This window comes from Thalassobellus sediminis, from assembly GCF_044386045.1.
Taxonomy (GTDB): domain Bacteria; phylum Bacteroidota; class Bacteroidia; order Flavobacteriales; family Flavobacteriaceae; genus Thalassobellus; species Thalassobellus sediminis.
Window position 1 is genome coordinate 1 of record NZ_JBISCD010000035.1, and the last position, 18,373, is coordinate 18,373.

Annotated in this window: 23 protein-coding genes; 1 reads left to right on the plus strand and 22 read right to left on the minus strand. The window is 30.8% G+C overall.

What is annotated here, in order from left to right:
* Positions 1 to 568: 568 nt before the first annotated feature.
* The 18 genes from ACH5TW_RS00810 to ACH5TW_RS00895 form a co-directional block, all read right to left on the minus strand.
* Positions 569 to 1,147: a hypothetical protein gene (locus ACH5TW_RS00810; protein ID WP_439334575.1), complete on the minus strand. Its 579-nt coding sequence runs from the start codon at positions 1,145 to 1,147 to the stop codon at positions 569 to 571.
* A gap of 410 nt (positions 1,148 to 1,557) precedes the next feature.
* Positions 1,558 to 2,982 carry a fasciclin domain-containing protein gene (locus ACH5TW_RS00815; protein ID WP_439334576.1) on the minus strand — a complete coding sequence of 475 codons (1,425 nt, stop codon included), beginning with the start codon at positions 2,980 to 2,982 and terminating at the stop codon, positions 1,558 to 1,560.
* A gap of 198 nt (positions 2,983 to 3,180) precedes the next feature.
* Complete coding sequence (locus ACH5TW_RS00820) at positions 3,181 to 4,485, minus strand: cryptochrome/photolyase family protein (protein WP_439334577.1); 1,305 nt, start codon at positions 4,483 to 4,485, stop codon at positions 3,181 to 3,183.
* Positions 4,486 to 4,947, minus strand: a complete 462-nt coding sequence (locus ACH5TW_RS00825; protein ID WP_439334578.1) for an SRPBCC family protein — start codon at positions 4,945 to 4,947, stop codon at positions 4,486 to 4,488.
* A 15-nt stretch (positions 4,948 to 4,962) separates the two neighbouring features.
* Positions 4,963 to 5,424, minus strand: a complete 462-nt coding sequence (locus tag ACH5TW_RS00830) for a TspO/MBR family protein (protein ID WP_439334579.1) — start codon at positions 5,422 to 5,424, stop codon at positions 4,963 to 4,965.
* Between the two features lie 18 nt (positions 5,425 to 5,442).
* Positions 5,443 to 5,610 (minus strand): Lacal_2735 family protein, encoded by a 168-nt coding sequence (locus ACH5TW_RS00835; RefSeq protein WP_439334580.1) that lies wholly within the window; start codon positions 5,608 to 5,610, stop codon positions 5,443 to 5,445.
* Positions 5,611 to 5,615: 5 nt separating this feature from the next.
* On the minus strand, positions 5,616 to 6,158 hold the full coding sequence (locus ACH5TW_RS00840) for a glutathione peroxidase (protein WP_439334581.1): 543 nt from the start codon (positions 6,156 to 6,158) through the stop codon (positions 5,616 to 5,618).
* 4 nt (positions 6,159 to 6,162) lie between these two features.
* Positions 6,163 to 6,846 (minus strand): SDR family NAD(P)-dependent oxidoreductase, encoded by a 684-nt coding sequence (locus ACH5TW_RS00845; protein ID WP_439334582.1) that lies wholly within the window; start codon positions 6,844 to 6,846, stop codon positions 6,163 to 6,165.
* Positions 6,847 to 6,870: 24 nt separating this feature from the next.
* Positions 6,871 to 7,086 carry a hypothetical protein gene (locus ACH5TW_RS00850; RefSeq protein WP_439334583.1) on the minus strand — a complete coding sequence of 72 codons (216 nt, stop codon included), beginning with the start codon at positions 7,084 to 7,086 and terminating at the stop codon, positions 6,871 to 6,873.
* 155 nt (positions 7,087 to 7,241) lie between these two features.
* On the minus strand, positions 7,242 to 7,466 hold the full coding sequence (locus ACH5TW_RS00855; protein ID WP_439334584.1) for a hypothetical protein: 225 nt from the start codon (positions 7,464 to 7,466) through the stop codon (positions 7,242 to 7,244).
* Positions 7,467 to 7,469: 3 nt separating this feature from the next.
* The gene (gene folE / locus ACH5TW_RS00860) at positions 7,470 to 8,165 is read right to left on the minus strand and encodes a GTP cyclohydrolase I FolE (protein ID WP_439334585.1); all 696 of its coding nucleotides are present in this window, start codon (positions 8,163 to 8,165) and stop codon (positions 7,470 to 7,472) included.
* Between the two features lie 48 nt (positions 8,166 to 8,213).
* Positions 8,214 to 8,486 (minus strand): TIGR03643 family protein, encoded by a 273-nt coding sequence (locus ACH5TW_RS00865; protein WP_439334586.1) that lies wholly within the window; start codon positions 8,484 to 8,486, stop codon positions 8,214 to 8,216.
* Positions 8,483 to 8,911, minus strand: a complete 429-nt coding sequence (locus ACH5TW_RS00870; RefSeq protein WP_439334587.1) for a hypothetical protein — start codon at positions 8,909 to 8,911, stop codon at positions 8,483 to 8,485. The genes ACH5TW_RS00865 and ACH5TW_RS00870 overlap by 4 nt, the downstream gene beginning before the upstream one ends.
* Before the next feature lie 90 nt (positions 8,912 to 9,001).
* Entirely contained in the window at positions 9,002 to 10,426 is a 1,425-nt protein-coding gene (locus ACH5TW_RS00875; RefSeq protein ID WP_439334588.1) for an SDR family oxidoreductase, read from the minus strand.
* The gene (locus ACH5TW_RS00880) at positions 10,423 to 11,052 is read right to left on the minus strand and encodes a flavin reductase family protein (protein WP_439334589.1); all 630 of its coding nucleotides are present in this window, start codon (positions 11,050 to 11,052) and stop codon (positions 10,423 to 10,425) included. The genes ACH5TW_RS00875 and ACH5TW_RS00880 overlap by 4 nt, the downstream gene beginning before the upstream one ends.
* On the minus strand, positions 11,052 to 12,362 hold the full coding sequence (locus ACH5TW_RS00885; RefSeq protein ID WP_439334590.1) for an ABC1 kinase family protein: 1,311 nt from the start codon (positions 12,360 to 12,362) through the stop codon (positions 11,052 to 11,054). The genes ACH5TW_RS00880 and ACH5TW_RS00885 overlap by 1 nt, the downstream gene beginning before the upstream one ends.
* Positions 12,363 to 12,366: 4 nt before the next feature.
* Positions 12,367 to 13,023 (minus strand): TetR family transcriptional regulator C-terminal domain-containing protein, encoded by a 657-nt coding sequence (locus ACH5TW_RS00890; protein WP_439334591.1) that lies wholly within the window; start codon positions 13,021 to 13,023, stop codon positions 12,367 to 12,369.
* An 83-nt stretch (positions 13,024 to 13,106) separates the two neighbouring features.
* On the minus strand, positions 13,107 to 13,781 hold the full coding sequence (locus ACH5TW_RS00895) for an MIP/aquaporin family protein (protein ID WP_439334592.1): 675 nt from the start codon (positions 13,779 to 13,781) through the stop codon (positions 13,107 to 13,109).
* Positions 13,782 to 13,909: 128 nt separating this feature from the next.
* Here ACH5TW_RS00895 and ACH5TW_RS00900 point away from each other — a divergent pair, with 128 nt between their 5' ends.
* Positions 13,910 to 14,758, plus strand: coding sequence for a DUF2911 domain-containing protein (locus ACH5TW_RS00900; protein WP_439334593.1), 849 nt, complete (start codon positions 13,910 to 13,912; stop codon positions 14,756 to 14,758).
* A 169-nt stretch (positions 14,759 to 14,927) separates the two neighbouring features.
* Here the strand turns inward: ACH5TW_RS00900 and ACH5TW_RS00905 are convergent, their stop codons facing one another.
* The 4 genes from ACH5TW_RS00905 to ACH5TW_RS00920 form a co-directional block, all read right to left on the minus strand.
* Positions 14,928 to 15,128, minus strand: a complete 201-nt coding sequence (locus tag ACH5TW_RS00905; RefSeq protein ID WP_439334594.1) for a helix-turn-helix transcriptional regulator — start codon at positions 15,126 to 15,128, stop codon at positions 14,928 to 14,930.
* Positions 15,118 to 15,543: a hypothetical protein gene (locus ACH5TW_RS00910; RefSeq protein ID WP_439334595.1), complete on the minus strand. Its 426-nt coding sequence runs from the start codon at positions 15,541 to 15,543 to the stop codon at positions 15,118 to 15,120. Before ACH5TW_RS00910 ends, ACH5TW_RS00905 begins: the two co-directional genes overlap by 11 nt.
* A 104-nt stretch (positions 15,544 to 15,647) precedes the next feature.
* On the minus strand, positions 15,648 to 16,634 hold the full coding sequence (locus ACH5TW_RS00915) for a Gfo/Idh/MocA family protein (protein WP_439334596.1): 987 nt from the start codon (positions 16,632 to 16,634) through the stop codon (positions 15,648 to 15,650).
* Positions 16,612 to 18,327, minus strand: coding sequence for a sodium:solute symporter family protein (locus ACH5TW_RS00920; protein ID WP_439334597.1), 1,716 nt, complete (start codon positions 18,325 to 18,327; stop codon positions 16,612 to 16,614). The genes ACH5TW_RS00915 and ACH5TW_RS00920 overlap by 23 nt, the downstream gene beginning before the upstream one ends.
* Between the last annotated feature and the right edge of the window lie 46 nt (positions 18,328 to 18,373).

Consider the following 18,373-nt stretch of genomic DNA (forward strand, 5'->3'; position numbering starts at 1 on the left):
ACAACGGTTGTGTATAAGGATAGTGCGGTTTTGTGTCCGAGGATTTTCCGCAGGAAAATCAGAGTGACTAAAAAAGCACTAACCTTTAGATTTAGGAATAAATTTAAGCATTATTCCTTATACTTTGTTGCCCACAGTAGATTATTTTCAGAGTTTTCTTATTCAGTTTTCAGAGATTGAGTGAGTTCAGTTGTTTTTTTAATCCACAAACTTATTCAATTCCGTTTGAGTGAGAAATTCCGCAACTTGCTAAATTCCGCAAATACTTTAGTTTTTAAATTCAGATTTAGATTCCGCAAACTTGCTAAAAAGTCCGATGTGATTTTTATTCCGATTTGAGTGAGAATTCAGCGCAATTAATTCAGCGTTTTATTCTGCGAAATTTTGTTTTTTTTTATTCCGATTTACTTCCTGCTGAGTGCGTTTCGCTATTGTGGGCAACGGTTGTGTATAAGAATAGTGCGTTTTTGTGTCCGAGGATTTTCCGCAGGAAAATCAGAGTGACTAAAAAAGCACTAACTTCTTGATTAAGAAATAAATTTAAGCATTATTTCTTATACTTTGTTACCTACAGTTGTTTTTTCCGTTTTATAGCAAAAATCAAAGTCGAATTCGGCATCAATTTAATTGATTTCCTGACTTGACTTTTATAGCTATTCTTTAATTCAATTTCTTTAGTTACTCGCAAAATCAGATATTCAGTACTCTTTTCAGATTCGTAAGAGTATTCAAGTCCGTTTATAATTAAGTCACAAGCTCCGTCAATTAGAGACAATTCGTAAAACTCTCCCTTAAATTCAATTCCGAATGAGTTAGCTGAACCATAAGTTTGATAGTTTATTTCCGTTTTTCCGCTTGTTGTTTTTCCAATGTACTTTTTATAACTCAAGTCATATACTTCGTGCTCGTCTTTTTCAATTTCGAGTTTCGCGTAGCTGCCTTGAAAATCTAAAAGAGATTCTTTATTTTCAGAGTCCTCTAAAATTAGAATTCCATTTGCTGTTCCGCTGAAGTTTCCAGATTCTAAATCTTGAAAAACAGAGCCAAATCCGTTTCCATCAATTGCGAATTCTGAATATTGTTGTCCAAAACATTGTAAAGAGACAAAAACTATAAGTGATGCAAGTAATATTCGTGATTGTGTCATAATTGTAGGTAACACGTTATATAATTATTTTTATTGATCATATCCCGCAAATAAGTTAGGATATGATAAGTATTTTGTTGCTGTTATACTGTAAATATAATTAAATTTTCTTACGCTTTAATATAATAAACCTGACGATTTTGTTTCAGGTGTGGTGGTGTTACATTATATATAATCAAAACTAAAATTTAGAGTTTTGCAAATACATTAATTCTATTTTCTATAATATTGGGAAAGCCTTTTTAAAATCGTTTAATTTGCCTACTTGTAATATGGTTTCACTTTTGTTGTTTTCTAAAACAAAAACCATTCTATTTTCATTTAAATTTTACTAAAAAGAATAAAAGGTATAACAGTTATAACTGTTATACCTTTTATAAAATACTATTAATAATTTATTCTAGACAGTATTAAGGAATTAATACACTGCTTATTACATGTATAACGCCGTTTGTAGCCTGTACATTTAATAAATCAGGTACTAACATAGCAGAGCCATTTATTGTAAGATTATTTAAATCTAAATTAAAGTCTCCATTTAAAGTAGTTACTTTACCACTGGTTAAATCACTAGAGTATACACGTGTTTTAACAACATGATACAGTAATATATTTGTTAAACTTTCAACTGACATAGATTCTACAGCTGCTATCGCAGCATCTGTATCAGCAACTTCTAATAGGTTAATAAACGCTTGATTTGTTGGAGCAAATACAGTAAGCTGGTCTAAAGTCGGTTCTTCTCCCATTAAAACACCGGCTAATCCAGCTTTTGTTGCAGCGGCTAATAAAACTGAAAACTCTGGATTATAGCTTCCTGCTGTTTCTACCAGGTTCATAGTAGGTGGTAATAAAACTTTATCTATAGCATGAATTACACCGTTTGTAGCTTGTACATCAGTTATAATTACTTTAGAATCGTTTATATATACCATTGGAGCAGAATCTAAATTTACATTAACAGCTGCTCCATTAAGGGTTGGTACAAAACCATTGCTTAATTGATTGCTAAACGCATAACCATCTACTACATGATAAAGTAAGATTTGCGTTAAAAAATCTTTAGGGATTTCATCTAAACTATTATAAGGTGTAGCTGTTAACAAGTCTAAAAAGGCTTGATTTGTTGGAGCTAAAACAGTATAAGGTCCTCCAGCAGCTAAAGTTTCAGCTAATTCTGCCTTTAATACAGCTTGTACTAAAATAGAAAACTCAGGATCTTTGCTTAAAGCTAATTCTACCAGGTTTAGAGTAGGAATTGATAGAACTTTATCTATAACATGAATTACCCCGTTTCTGGCACTAATATCTGCCATAATTACGTTTGAACTGTTTACAGAAACACCACTATCATTAATATTAATAATAACATCTTTACCTTGAACTGTTGGTACTGGGCCAGAAACTAATTTTGAACTAAACACTGGTCCTCCTAATACATGGTAAAGAAGAATATCTTTAATACCAGGAATCGAGGCTACATTCTTTTTTGTAATTCCAGCATCCATAAAGGCTTTATCTGTTGGAGCAAAAACAGTTAGTCTGTTTTTAGATACTGTACTTGCAAGTTTTGTCTTTGCTAGTGCAACACTTAAAATTTCAAAAGTTGGTTCAGCATTTGAATATTTATCACTTTTGGATTTACTGATAGGTGAAGTTGAAATAGATTCGGTATTAAAATTTGCTAAAACTTCAACAATAGATGGCGTCGTTGCTTCTAAATTTATCGTTTCGACGTCTTCATTATTACATGAAAATGTAAGGAAGGCAACTACTAAAACGATGATAGGTAAATTAAAAAGATTAGGGCGACGGTTTTTAAAAAGATTTTTCATAATATATTGTTTAATGTTTTTAATTATTTGTTAAACATAATTATTTTGTTTAACAAATAAAAATAATTATTAAACAAAACGATAAAGTGTCTTAAAAAAACGCTTAAATGAGTAATTGTCAGGTTGTTATTTTTTATTCACTTTGTTTTAAATGTGTAGTAGATATTAAAAAATAATAATAAATGAAGATTTGTTTTTTTAGACTAAAGCCTCCTTATAAGTTTTAAGGCAACGCTCTCTAGCCATTTTATGATCTACAATAGGAGTAGGGTAAGTAAGTTCTTGAAAATCTGGCAACCATTGTTTTATGTATTCTAGTTTTTTATCAAACTTTTCAATTTGAGTTGTTGGGTTAAAAATTCTAAAATAAGGAGCGGCATCAACGCCACAACCAGCCACCCATTGCCAATTACCAATATTACTTGCCATATCGTAATCGTGTAGTTTTTCGGCAAAATAAGCTTCGCCCCAACGCCAATCTATTAATAAATGCTTGCATAGAAAACTACCAGCAAGCATACGCACACGATTATGCATAAACCCTGTTTTGTTTAATTGACGCATACCAGCATCAACTAACGGATAGCCAGTTTTACCCTCGCACCAAGCTTTAAATTCTGTTTCGTTATTGCGCCAAACAATACGATCGTATTGCGGTTTAAAACTTTCAGTGTGTGTTTGTGGAAAGTGCCATAATATTTGTGTAAAAAACTCACGCCAAATAAGCTCTTGCCAAAATATTTCGTTTTGTTGAGCAGTTGCTTTTTTTACCATGTTACGGATACTTACCGTGCCAAATCGTAAATGCGGACCTAATTTAGAGGTGCTATCTTGTGCAGGAAAGTTTCGGGTGTCTTCGTAGTTTTCTATTAGATTCGGATTAATATTATAAGGTTCGATGGTTTGACTAGATTTAATAAAACCAATATCTGCTATACTCAAATTTGAAAAATCATGATTTGAGATTAGGTTGGATAATAAAGTTTCTGATGTATAAGTTTTAAAATTAAGCCTTCTAAAAGTTTCTTTCCAGCGTTTCATATATGGCGTATAAACTAAGTAAGGTTTGCCATCAGCTTTAGTAATTTCGTTTTTTTCAAAAACAACCTGGTCTTTATAGGTTTTAAAGTTTACATTATGTTCACCTAAAAACGTTTCAATCTCTGAGTCACGTTCTTTTGCATAAGGTTCATAATCATGATTAGTATAAATGCTTTCAATAGTATAGGTTTCTAGTAACTGCTTAAAAATAACAATGGGTTTTCCCAAGAACATAGAAATACCACTGTTGTATTCTTTTTGAAGCTTTTTGCTTATTTTTTGAAGCGTTTCATGTATAAATGTAACCCGGGCATCATCTTTGGGTAATCGTTCTAAAATATTGGAGTCAAAAATAAAGATAGGAAGTACCGGACTTTTAGCTTGCAATGCTTCAAATAGTCCGTGATTATCATTTAATCGTAAATCGCGACGAAACCAGAATATGTTTATAGAGTGTTTCATTTAATATTTACCAAATAATGCTTCTAGTTTTTTTGTTCGGTAGTTGAAAATTTCTTCAAGCTTGGGTTTCACTAAAAAAGGATGAACAAGTTGCCCTAAAATTCCAAAAGGAACTTTATAATCTATAATATCTTCCATTTCTACACCGCCTTCAATTTCTTTTATAAAATGCTTATGATGCCACAGCGCATAAGGGCCAAAGCGTTGTTCGTCAACAAAATAGTGTTTGTCTACGACATGGGTGATTTCGGTAACCCATTTGGTTTTAATACCTAAAACAGGTGTTACAATATACTGTATTATTTGACCAGCAAACATAGGTCTGTCTGCTCCAGATAGAATATGAAATCCCATATAATCTGGAGTAATAGTTTTTAAATTTTTCGGACTAGACAAAAAATCCCAAGCTTCTTGCAGCGTAATTGGAAGATTCTGTTTTTTATGTAGTGTATATATTTTCACTTAAATGAATTGAAATTAATTATTAAATAAAATATAAGCATTAAGCGATGTGGCTATACATAACCAAATAAAGTAGGGTAGTATTAATAAACTTTTTTGCTTTAATACGTTTTTGTAATTGAATAAAAACAATCCAACAACTATAGTTAGTAAAATGATACAAATAAGGCCTAATATTACTAAATGCTGATTAAAGAAAATATAATTCCAAATAACATTAAGCACAAACTGAATACCAAATAATGTTATTAATTTTGTGTTAGGCTGTAGTTTATACAAGTATGCCATATAAACTGAAAAACAAATCATTATAGTACTCCATGCAACACCAAAAATCCATCCTGGAGGTGTCCAAGGTGCTTGATTTAAGTTTTGATACCAATCGGTTCTTGGTCCGTCATTCATAAGTAAGCTTCCAATGGCTAGTGCGCCAAAGTTGATGACTAAAAAAACAATAATGTATTTGAATAATTTCATGAGTTAAAATAGTTTCTATTATTGTTTTAATGTTTCAATTTGTTTTAAAACAGCTTCTGCTTCAGCATATTTTTTATCACTTTCGGCTCTATTAATACTAGATAATTTATGCCATTCTGCCATAAGCGATTTATATTTATCTTGAAGTTTCTCTAATTCTGTTTTCTTTTTAAATAATCCGAACATCGACTTTATATTAGGTGTTTTGTTATTTTATCACTTAAGGGTTTGGTTGCAGAAAAAAAGTAGTTAACCAAATGTCCTTGCTCATCAACTAAATATTTTTGAAAATTCCATTTTACAGAAGAATCTGTATTACCATTTTGCTCCTTTTTTGTTAACCACTGGTATAGCGGATGTTGGTTAATACCTTTAACCTCTATTTTTTCAGTCATTAAAAAAGTAACACCGTAATTTACTTCGCAAAAAGTTTGTATCTCTTTAAATGTGCCTGGTTCTTGATATCCAAATTGATTACATGGTACACCTATAACCATGAGTTTGTCTTTGTAAATGTTATATAGTTTTTGTAAATCTTTGTATTGCTCTGTAAATCCACATTTTGACGCAACGTTAACAAACAAAATATGTTTACCTTTAAAAGAAGATAAGTCTATATGTTTTCCACTTAAATCATTAATTTTAATATCATAAATTGATGATGATGGAACTGTTTGAGCTTTAGATTTTGAGAATATTGAGAACATAATGCTGAGTAAAATAATTTTTTTCATAAGTCTATAATTTGAATGATACAATACCGCAGTCCATTTTTAAAATTTGACCAGAAAGTGATGCTGATTTTTCTGAAATTAAAAACTCTGCCATATCTGCTACTTCATCTGGATTTAAAAACTTTTTTAAAGGATGACGTTCCGTAATGTTTTCAATCATTTTGTCGTTTCTTAATAGTTTTGAAGCTAAATCTGTATTTGTAACAGTAGGCGCTATGGCATTAATGCGAATAGTTGGAGCAAGTTCAGCTCCTAATGATTTTACTAAACCTTCAACTCCAGATTTTGCTGTAGCAATACTTGAATGAAAAGGCATGCCTAATTGAGTAGCTACTGTGCTAAATAAAAGTATAGCTGGGTGATCTCCGTTTTTTAGTATTGGAAGGTATTTTTGAATAGCTTTTACAGCACCAAGTACATTAATCTCAAAATCGTTTTTGAAATCATCAATATTTAATCTAGAAATAGGTTTTAAGTTAATACTACCAGGGCAATAAATAAGTGCATCTCCAACTTCAATATCTGGTAAATTATCTTTGGTAATATCGCAATAAAAGTGAGCTAAATTAGCATGATTGAACTCGGGAGCGGTTCTGCTAATATTTATAACTTTAGAATGGTTAAGTAGTTTTTTTAGTATGGAATTTCCAATGCCCTTACTTCCACCTATAACAATAATTGTTTTCATATGGTTTCAGGGCATGTTTTTATTTTATGGCCTACCCTTTAGCCGTTTTTCAATTTTTTGTTTAATAACTGTTAATCGTTTCATTAGATCCATTATTTTAGGATCTTTTTCTTCTTTATAAATAGTATTTAAACTTAATATTAAATCTTTTACTTCTCTAGACGATTCAATACGCTCACTTGTTGTTTTAAAAGTGTGTTTGCGTTGCTCGAATTCTAAAGCTTTATCAATAATCTCCATAATTTTTTAATCTTTATTCTAATTTTATTTTAATCTGAAAGTAAAATAGTTCCAGAATTTGACAATATAATAAAATCTGAGAGATTATTGATTTTTATGACTATTTATTAAGAAAAAATTAATAATTTATTTTTTTATTTCGATTTTTTTGTGTTTTAAGCAGTTAATGGTGCTCCTTTGAGACGTTTTTCTACTTTTCTTTTTATCACAGTTAAACGTTTCATGAGGTCCATAATTTTTTCATCTTTTTTAGTTTTATAGATTTCGTTTAAATCTAATATAAGAGCTTTTGCCTCACGAGATAATTTTACACGATCGCTAGTTGATAATGATCTCATTTTTGTTTTTTCAAACTCTAGTGCTTTGTTTATTAAGTCCATACTTTAATTATTTATATAGTTTTGTAATTCACTTATTTTTTCAGGAGTATTAAATTGGCCTCCATAATATGTTGTTACTGTAGTAGAAGAATCATCTTTAATACCTCTTGATGATACACATAAATGTTTTGCATCTATAATAACTGCTATATCTTCTGTATTTAAAATGTTTTTTAACTCGCTAGCTATTTGATTGGTCAAACGCTCTTGAACTTGCGGACGTTTAGCATAATATTGTACAATACGGTTTAGTTTAGATAAACCAATTACTTTTCCAGAAGAAATATATGCTATGTGTGCTTTACCAATAATTGGAACAAAATGATGCTCGCAATTAGAATAAAATGTAATGCTTTTTTCTACCAACATTTGATTGTATTGGTATTTATTGTCGAATAAGGCTATTTTAGGTTTATTCCTTGGGTTTAATCCAGAAAATATCTCGTCTATATACATTTTTGCAACACGATCTGGTGTGCCTTTTAAAGAATCATCGGTTAAATCTAATCCCATAACATCCATAATTTCTTCAAATAAGATAGCTATACGTTCTTTTTTTTCGGTATCACTTAGTTTAAAAGCGTCTTTTTTTATGGGAGTTTTTAACCCAGTATATAAGTGTTCGTCTCCAATATCTTCATTAGAAAAACCATTTAAAATATTATTGCTATTTTGCTTTTTTAAAGTTTCTGTATTCATCCTAGTCTTTTTAGTGTGCTGTCTTAATTATTTATTAATCAAAGCACGTTATCGTTTCGAAATTGAGTTGTGCGTTATTTGTTTTTGTCTAGAACATTTAAATCGTCCTTTTTCAAAAGTTCTTAGTTTTTCATGTTTAGTTTTTCTTCCCTGCACCCGTTTGCGCCACATTTTAAAACTATTATGTTTTAGTTCTGTTCGCATTAGCTCTATAACATCTTGTTCTGTTAATCCGAATTGAAAATTGATTGCTTCAAAAGTGGTTCTATCTTCCCAAGCCATTTCAATAATTCTATCTATTTGTAATATTGTTAAATTCAAGAATCTTGAAATTTATATTTGTTATTATACTTAATTTTTTGATTTATCATTTTACTGAAAAACTTTTTATTTTCCTTAAGCATCTGGTTGTTTTTAAAACGGATAAAACGTCCATTTGCATGTATACTTAAACTGTTTGATTTATAAAGAACTAACTGGTAGTATGGAATAACCCAGCTAAAGTTTTTTAAACCTTTATTAATATAAACTATGATGCCTGATTCACGCAGCTCAATATTTGCGTAGTTGGGGTCTGATATAGAATTCATGTATTGTTTTAAATTAAGACTAACATCTTCTATAATCATTCTTTTAGATCCAACCCCTTTCATTTTAAAAGATTTTATAAATGAATAGGGTTTTCCAACCAAATCTGTTATAAGCATCTTGTCATTATCATTAGTATAAGTAGTATCTATAAACATAATATTTGAATATATTCAAATATACAAAATGTTTAACAATATAGCAAAAAAGTTAAACAAAATGATTTATCGAACTATAAGAAAGATTTATTAAGCTTTAACAAGTTTATTAATCATGCCTTTAAAAATAATCCCATGAAAAGGAAGTACACTATACCAATATAGTCGTCCCCAAAGTCCGCGAGGTCTAAAAGTGGCTGTTTGTTTTAGTAGGTTATCTTCTATTTTAAATTCTAGCCACGCTTCTCCAGGAAGCTTCATTTCGGCGTAAAGCAAAAGTTTTTGTTGTTTTTTATTTGCAAAAATAACTCTCCAAAAATCTAGCGCATCACCAGCATCTAAATCTGTTGGACTCGTGCGGCCTCTTCGTAAACCAATACCTCCAAATAGTTTATCAATATAGCCTCTTATTTTCCATAAAAACGTGCCATAGTACCAACCCGTTTTACCACCAATGCTCCAGATTTTATCAATGGTTTTATTTGTGTCTTTTATAGGTCTTTCTTTGTAATCTTTAAAGCAGCCGTAAACAGGAACATTTATATATTTATGCAGATTATTTCTTAATCTACCACTGCTTACCATTGAGTCTTTCCAACTAGAAACGATACTGTTTTGTTCTATTTTTTCGAAAGCAAGTTCTACAGCTTGAATATATGTTAAAGGTTTTACATTTAGTAATTTATTTATATTACTAGGTTTTCCAATAATTTGAATACCCATACTATCAACCAGAGTAGATGCTAATTTGTATGAGGTAGAAGTTACAAAATAAAGCCAATACGATGATAATTTTGGCGTCATTACTGGTACAGTAAGAATATAACGTTTTAAATTTCTAGCTTTTGCAAACTGAAGTAATAACTCTTTATAAGTTAAAATTTCTGGACCAAAAACATCATATGTTTTGTTGAATAATTCCTCGTTTCCAGCAGCTCCATATAAAAATGTTAAAACGTCTCTAACAGCAAGTGGCTGTGTTTTGGTGTTTAACCATTTTGGAGCAATCATAAAAGGAAGTTTTTCTACTAAATCTCTAATAATTTCGAAAGAAGAACTGCCAGAGCCTACAATTATACCAGCTTTAAATATGGTTGTAGCATATTTTTTTGAATTTAAAATTTCTTCAACATTTTTTCTAGAACGTAAATGTTTAGAAAGTTCCTTTTCGTTAGTGATGCCACCTAAATAAATAACCTGTTTGGTGTTTGTGGTTTCTATATATAATTTAAAATTTTTAGCACAACGCTCTTCAAGAGATTCAAAATCTTTTGAAGGATTAGACATAGAGTGTATTAAGTAATAGGCAACATCAATATCTTTAGGGATATTATTTAGTGTATTCGGTTTTAAAAAATCGGCTTCAATAACATAAATGTTTTCTTCTTCTAGATAGTTCTTGTCTGCCCTTAGTTTATCACGAACTAAACAAACAACCTGATGTCCCTCGTTTATTAAAAGCGGGATAAGTCGTTTGCCTATATAACCAGTAGCACCTGTAACAAGAATTTTCATTTATGCATTTGTAATTTTGGTCTTTGGTAACCAAAACGGGTATTGCTTTTAGGAATAGCATAGCCATCTAAACCATTAATTGTGGCTACTTCAGCTTTTGCTAGATCTATAAACCCATCATCTTGTAAAAGATTATCCTTTATGTGTAAGCCAATAATTTTACCGATAACTAATATAGTGTTATTTGCTTTAATATCATACTCTTCTACAAATTGCATTGCTAATTGTACAGGGGCATTATTTACAAAAGGAGCGTAAAAATTGTTTTTATATTCAGAATTTAAATTTGTAACACCAAATTCTGAAACAGAAGCATCATATTTAGCTGATGTATGGTGGGCATCTTCTATAATACTTTTATGAATATGATTTATGGTATAAAAACCATTAGATTTTATATTGTCATAGGTATTTCTAATTACTGTTGTTGGCCTCATAAAGAATCCTAGCATGGCAGGGCTAGATCCAATATGTGTTACAGAACTAAAAACTGCAACATTTTCTATTCCTGCATTAGATTTTGTACCTATAAGATTAGATGATTTATATCCAGAACAACTATTTATTAAATTAATTTTATATAAATGTTCTAGATTTTCAATGGAACTTTCATTTAAATAATTCATTATAAATTGATATAATTATTTATTTTGATGTTTTGAGATTTAAGATCAAACATTAAATTGTAGAGTCCAAAAAAAGTTCTGTTTATATAAATAAAATGTTTAGAGCCACGATTGCCATTCATCTTTTTTAAATCGGTACTTTTAGAATAGCGTTCTCCTAATTCTGCTATTTTACCAAAGAATTCAGCATCCGAAAAATCAAAAGTTTCAGAATGAAAAGGCTGTGTGAATAAACTAAGCATTTCATGAAACATTGCTGTAAAAAACTCAAGTTCTTCTTTGCTATCATCTTCTTTAAGTATTTCTAGTTCGTATAATTTTGAAATAAAAAAATGGCTATTGTTAATATTTTCAGGATTTGCAAGCTCAAAATAAGGTGTGTAAAATTCATCTGGAATAGATTTCATACATCCAAAATCAAGTGCTATTAATTCTGTTTTATTTGATATTAAGAAGTTTCCAGGGTGTGGATCTGCATGTACTTTTTTTAGTTTATGAATTTGAAACATGTAAAAATCCCATAGTGCTTGACCTAATTTATTTGATTTTTCTTGATTGGTATTATAAGTTGTAAATTCAGAAAGGTGCTCTCCTTCCATATAATCCATAGTTATAATACGTTCAGAAGATAAATCTTCATAATAGTTCGGAAACAAAAGGTTGGAAATGTGAGAGCAAGCGAAAGCAATTTCTTTACTTTGCTTCATTTCCAACACATAATTTGTTTCCTCAACCAATTTATTTTCAACTTCTTTAAAATATTTATTAGAGTCTTTACCTTTTATGTTAAACATACTCATGGCAATAGGTTTTACCATTGCTAAATCTGAAGCAATACTTTCCGCAACTCCTGGGTATTGGATTTTCACAGCAAGTTTTATCCCATTTTTTTCTGCAATATGGACTTGTCCAATGCTAGCAGCATTTACAGAAGTTGCGTTGAAAGTATCAAATATGTCATTTGGTGTTTTGCCAAAATATTTTTTAAATGTTTTTAGTACTAAAGGTGGTGATAATGGTGGCACAGAGAATTGTGCTAACGAAAATTTCTCGACATAAGCCTGTGGTAAAATGCTTTTTTCCATACTAAGCATTTGTGCTACTTTTAGAGCGCTTCCCTTTAATTGTTTTAAGCCATCATATATATCGGTTGCATTATTTTTGTTTAAACGCTCTTTGGCTTCCATTTCAGAATTAACCATTTTATCACCATAATACTTAATGTAATTAACACCTACTTTAGCTCCTGTTGAAACCAATTTTGTAGCACGTTGTATTTTAGATGTTGGTATTTTATCTATAGTTTTCATAGGCCTAATTCATTTGAAATTTTTCTTTAAAAAGGAATTTCCCTAAATCAATAACGCTTTTTAATGGGGCAATGTCTAAAACATCAAAACTGGTATTCACAGATTTTTCAATAAAAATGTCTGTTTTTTCAAAAGACGGTGAACTATCATCAATCCAAAATTTCATGGTTAATAATAATTGTATCCACGCTGATTCTTTTAATGTTTTTTGCTGAATTTTTTGAATCTTTTCTTGTTTTATATCCAGTATTTCAATGTCTAACTGGTCTATGTAATTTGTGAATTGATGCTTTAGTCCAGAAAGTATTTTTATACCTTTTAAACTATTTTTATGCTTATCAAGCGCATATATTACATAGCTTCTGTTTGCTGTAAGGTTTTCAAAAAAAGTAAAGTATAAGCTTAGAAGTTTGTTTCTTGCATCGAAAGAGTCATAATCTTCACTTTTATTTAAAGCATTTATGGAGTTATGAAAAAAAGTTTGAAAAATTTCTTTTTCAACAACTTCAAAAGAAGAAAAGAATTCATAAAACTTTGCTTCTTCAAAAGTGTACTTTTTAGAAAAAGCAAAAACAGATTTAGGGTTTTCGCTATGCTCTAATACATAGTCCATGAAAAATGATATTATATCATTTTTTGAAATCGTTTTATTCTTTGCCATAATGATTAATTTACGGTAAAGATACAAAATGTTTAATTTATTTCAATATTTGTTAAACAAAATAATTTATTTTTATATAAATTTTAACAACAATTGTCGTCTTTTACTAGTTTACAACTAGAAACAGCTGTTATAGCTCCTAAGATTGGAGCAGAGATATATAACCATAAATATTGAAAATTCCCTGTAAAAAGAGCGGGAGCAATAGAACGAATAGGATTCATTGAAGCTTTTGTAATCGGGCCAGCAAACATAGCTTCCAATAGAATTACACCTCCAACAGCAATGGCTGCCATAGTACCAATCTCTTTGCTTCCTGTTGAAATATTCATGATTACTACCATTAAAAAGAACGTAAGTAAAAATTCTAATATCGCTGCTTTGTAAGGCGGAAATCCTTCTATTGGAGTCGTTTCTCCTAAGAATTGACTTTCAGGAAATAAAAACCATAATAAAAAAGAAGCAAGTATAGCTCCAATAGCTTGCGCTAAAATATATTGGGGTACTTTTTTCCAAGGGAATTTTTTTGCAAAAGCAAATCCAATGGTTACAGCTGGATTAAAGTGTGCACCAGAAGTTTCCCCAAAAGCATATATCATTGCCATAACTATAAGACCCCAAGTGGCAGCAACACCAACATGAGAAATACTTCCATTAGTAATCTCATTAATAGTCATTGCACCGCAACCACAAAACACCATAGCGAAGGTGCCAATTGTTTCGGCATAATACTGTTTCATATTGGTAATTTTATTCATTTTATATTTTTTCTTAATTATGATGCAGCAAATATACAATGTCTTATTTTAAGCTTTTGTTAACATATAGAAGAAATAGGAGTTGTAAATTTATTGCAACTATTTTAAAACCTAAAAATAACTGTATTATGAAAAAGGTATTATTACTATTATTAGCGTTTACGACTATAAACTTTGTAAATGCACAAATTAAAACACCACAACCGAGTCCGTTTTCTAAAGTGGAACAAAAAGTTGGTTTAACCAATGTGACTTTAGAATATTCTAGACCCAATATGCGAGGTCGTACTATTTTTGGAGACTTAGTGCCTTATGGCAAGCTTTGGAGATTAGGAGCTAATGCAAATACAAAAATTACTTTTAGTACAGATGTTACTGTTGGAGGTACTACTTTAAAAGCAGGATCGTATGCTGTTTTTGCAACACCAAACGAAAAGTCTTGGGAAGTTGTATTTTATAACGATACATCTAATTGGGGTGTACCCAAAACGCTGGAGGAAGCTAAAGTTGTTGCTACTGTTACGGCTGAAGTGTATCCAATGCCAATAAAAATTGAAACGTTTACTATGACTTTTGATGATTTAACAAGTAATTCAGCAGTTTTAGGGATACTTTGGGAAGACGTTTATGTCGGGGTTAAATTTAATGTACCAACTGATTCAATGGTTTCTGCTTCTATTGATAAAGCCATGAATGGTCCTGGTGTAGGAGACTACTTTTCGGCAGCAGTATATTATTTGCAATCTGGAAAAGATATTAAACAAGCCAAAATATGGATGGATAAAGCAATGGAAATGGCTGGTGATAAAGCAGCTTTTTGGCAATTAAGACAACAATCGTTAATTTATGCAAAGGCAGGTGATGTAAAAGGTGCTATTGCTGTAGCTAAAAAATCGTTAGCAGGAGCAGAAGCGGCTGGTAATGCAGATTATGTAAAAATGAATAAAGAGTCTATTGCTGAGTGGAGTGGCATGTAGATTTTTAGATTATTATAGAAATTTAAAACGCAACTTGTATGAGTTGCGTTTTTTTGTTTATGGGCGTTTTAACACGCTTTCACTACTCGCTCCTCCTATGTCGGGAGCTCAAACAGGCCGTTCAATCGTTAACGCACATATTTGCTAACTTCATTTTTTTAGAGTTAATTTAATCTTCATCCTCTAAAAAGAAAATAGCTTCAACAGGCTGTTTAAAAAGTTTAGCTATTTTAAGAGAAAGCACTGTAGAAGGTACATATTTGTTTTTCTCCATAGCGTTTATAGTTTGCCTACTTACACCAATTTTATCTGCTAAATCAGCTTGAGTCATATCATGAATGGCACGTTGCACTTTAATTTTATTCTTCATGACTTCTAGATTTATATTTTAAAAAATTGAAGCGGATGATAAAGAATATAAGCGGTGTGAACATATTGTAAATCATTACATTTAAAAAATCCTCATTATAAACAAATGGTAAAGTAATTAATAGTATTGTATAATTAAATATTATTGCCCAAACCAAAGAGTCATTTCTTAGTTTATAAATGAACTCGTCTTCAATTTTCTCTTTGGTAAAGCCTACTAAAAGTCCACCAATAATTATTAGAGCAGAAATTATTTCATCTAAATATTCTTTAGCGAAGACGTTAATTAATCTTATAATAAAAAGATCTCTTTTTCCATCAGAAATTTGTAGAACTATTCCTGAAATTATTCCTAATAAAAATAAAGCCCAACCAAATTTTTTATACTTGTTTGGTAATAAATAATTTGTTTTCATATGTGTTCGTTTTTAGATTGATTTATGTGATTGATAAATCAAAAGTAAAACAAACTTTACATATAGACAAGTATAATTAACTTAAAGTAATAAAAACCATGCTTTTAATAGTCTAATTTGATAATTTCTCTTACGTCGTCAAGTGCTTTAATAAGGTTTTTACTAAACTCGAAAGTCATAATATCACTTTCCTTTTTACCATCTCTTATGAGTTGGTTAAAGTGCATGGTTTCGTAATTATAGCCAATAGTGTTATAGCCAAAATCTTTTATGTCTTCTTTACCATCTATAATTATAGAAACGGTTGTTGGCATATGAAACATCGTGTTAACCTTTATAGTTCCTTTTTCACAATGAATAATAAGCTCCGTTGGAAGCACTTCTAATAAAGAGCTTTTTAAATGCGCTTTTAAATTATTATTATAATTAAAAGTCATATTACAAGAAGAATCGGCTCCGTTTTCAAAAAATGTAGCATAGGCTTCTATATTATTTGGTACTCCAATAGTAGAAAGCGCTGCAAAAATAGGGTAGATACCTATATCTAATAAACTACCGCCACCAAGATTTTTGTCAAAAAGCCTAGTGCTTGTGTCATATGGACGTTGAAATCCGAAATCGGCTTCAACTTTTAAAATAGCTCCGTAAGTTTTATTTTTTAATGCTTTTATTACAAATTGATAATGCGGTAAAAAGTAAGTCCAAAGGGCTTCCATTAAAAGTACATTCTTTTCTTTGGCCTTGGCAATCATCTCTTCAACTTCTTGGGCATCCATAGCAAAAGGTTTTTCGCCTAAAACTGCAATGCCATTTTCTAAACACAAAAGCGCATTTTCTTTATGTAAGGTGTGAGGTGTTGCAATATATACTGCATCAATGTTTGAGTCTTTTGCTAAAGCTTCATAACTGTCATAAGCTTTGCTAGCTCCATATTTATTAGCAAAATCATCTGCTTTTTCTTGATTCCTAGAAGCGACAGCATATAATTCTGCATCTTTAATAGTTAGTAAATCGGTAGCAAATTCATTAGCTATTCTGCCTAGGCCAATAATGCCCCATTTTATTTTTTTAAGTGGTGATTTTTGTGTCATCTTTTTTATTAATTAGTTGTAGTATGCATGCAATAATAATAACAATGGCGCAACCAACAAAGTTTAACCATAGAAAAGGTAGATTTATATATTCATATAAATCTAAAAGATAGAGGCCAATAACAACTACTTGAGTTATTAATGCGCCGATAAAAACAGCATTTCCTTTTACAAATTTAAAGAAGAACGCTAATAAAAAGATGCCTAGAACATTGCCGTAAAATATGGAACCTATAATGTTTACTAGCTGAATTAAATTTTCGGCAAGATTAGCAACACAAGCAACACCTATGGCAATAATACCCCAAGCAAACGTGAACCATTTAGAGGCCTTAACCATTTGTTCTTCTGTTTTTTCGCTGGTGTTACGTTTGTATAAATCTATAGTAGTTGTAGAGCCTAATGCGTTTAATTCGCTCGCCGTACTAGACATGGCAGCACTTAAAATAACGGCTAATAGTAAACCAATGAGTCCACGAGGTAAGTTGTTTAATATGAAATGTATAAAGACATAATCTTTATCGTTGCTTTCAATTTTTATACCTTCGCTTTCAGACGCTTTATCAATTAAATCTCTGGCTTCGCTTCTTAATTCATCATTCGCTTTATTTGCTATTGTAATATATTTTGAAGCTTCTGGATTATCAGAATTTATAAAAGCTTTAATGATTTTCTGCTTGTCATTAAAAATCGCTTTTTGTTCTTTTTGAAGTGTTTTATAATCATTGGCATATTCAGAATGTAATACCACTTCTGTCGCTGTTGGATTAAAATTAACAGGGGCTTCATTAAATTGATAAAACACAAAAACCATCACACCAACTAACAAAATAAAGAATTGCATTGGTACTTTTAATAAGCCATTAAAAATTAAACCGAGTTGCATTTCTTTAACCGATTTTCCTGACAAATAACGCTGTACCTGACTTTGATCCGTCCCAAAATACGACAGCATTAAAAAGGTGCCTCCAATAATACCACTCCAAAATGTGTAGCGGTTATCTAAACTGAAAGAGAAATCTAGAACTTCCATTTTACCACTTGCGCCTGCAATGTCTAATGCTTTGCTAAATGTAATATCCTGCGGAAGCTTATCTACTATTAAGAAAAATGCAACCAGCATCCCAATAAAAATAACCACCATTTGATGTTTTTGGGTTACGTTTACTGCCCGAGTACCACCGGAAACTGTATAGATTATTACTAAAAAACCGATAACGATATTTAGTGTTAGTAAATCCCAACCTAAAACCACCGATAAAATAATAGCAGGGGCAAAAATGGTTATACCTGCTGCTAAACCACGTTGAATTAAAAATAAGATAGCGGCTAGAGTTCTGGTTTTTAGATCGAAACGATTTTCTAAAAATTCATAGGCAGTATATACTTTTAGTCTGTGATATAATGGGATGAAAACCATGCAAATAACAATCATGGCAATTGGTAAGCCAAAATAGAATTGTACAAATCCCATACCTGAATGAAAAGCTTGACCTGGTGTAGACAAAAATGTTATGGCACTGGCTTGTGTAGCCATTACAGAAAGCCCTATAGTCCACCATTTGGAAGTGTTTCCTCCTTTTAAATAATCTTGTACATTTTTACTGCCTTTAGTTTGGTGCGTGCCATAAGCTACTATAGCTACTAGCGTTACGCAAAGAATTACCCAGTCAATCCAACTTAAAATATCCATGTTTTTAAAAGGATTTAGTTATGATATAGAAAGCAATGAAATAAAG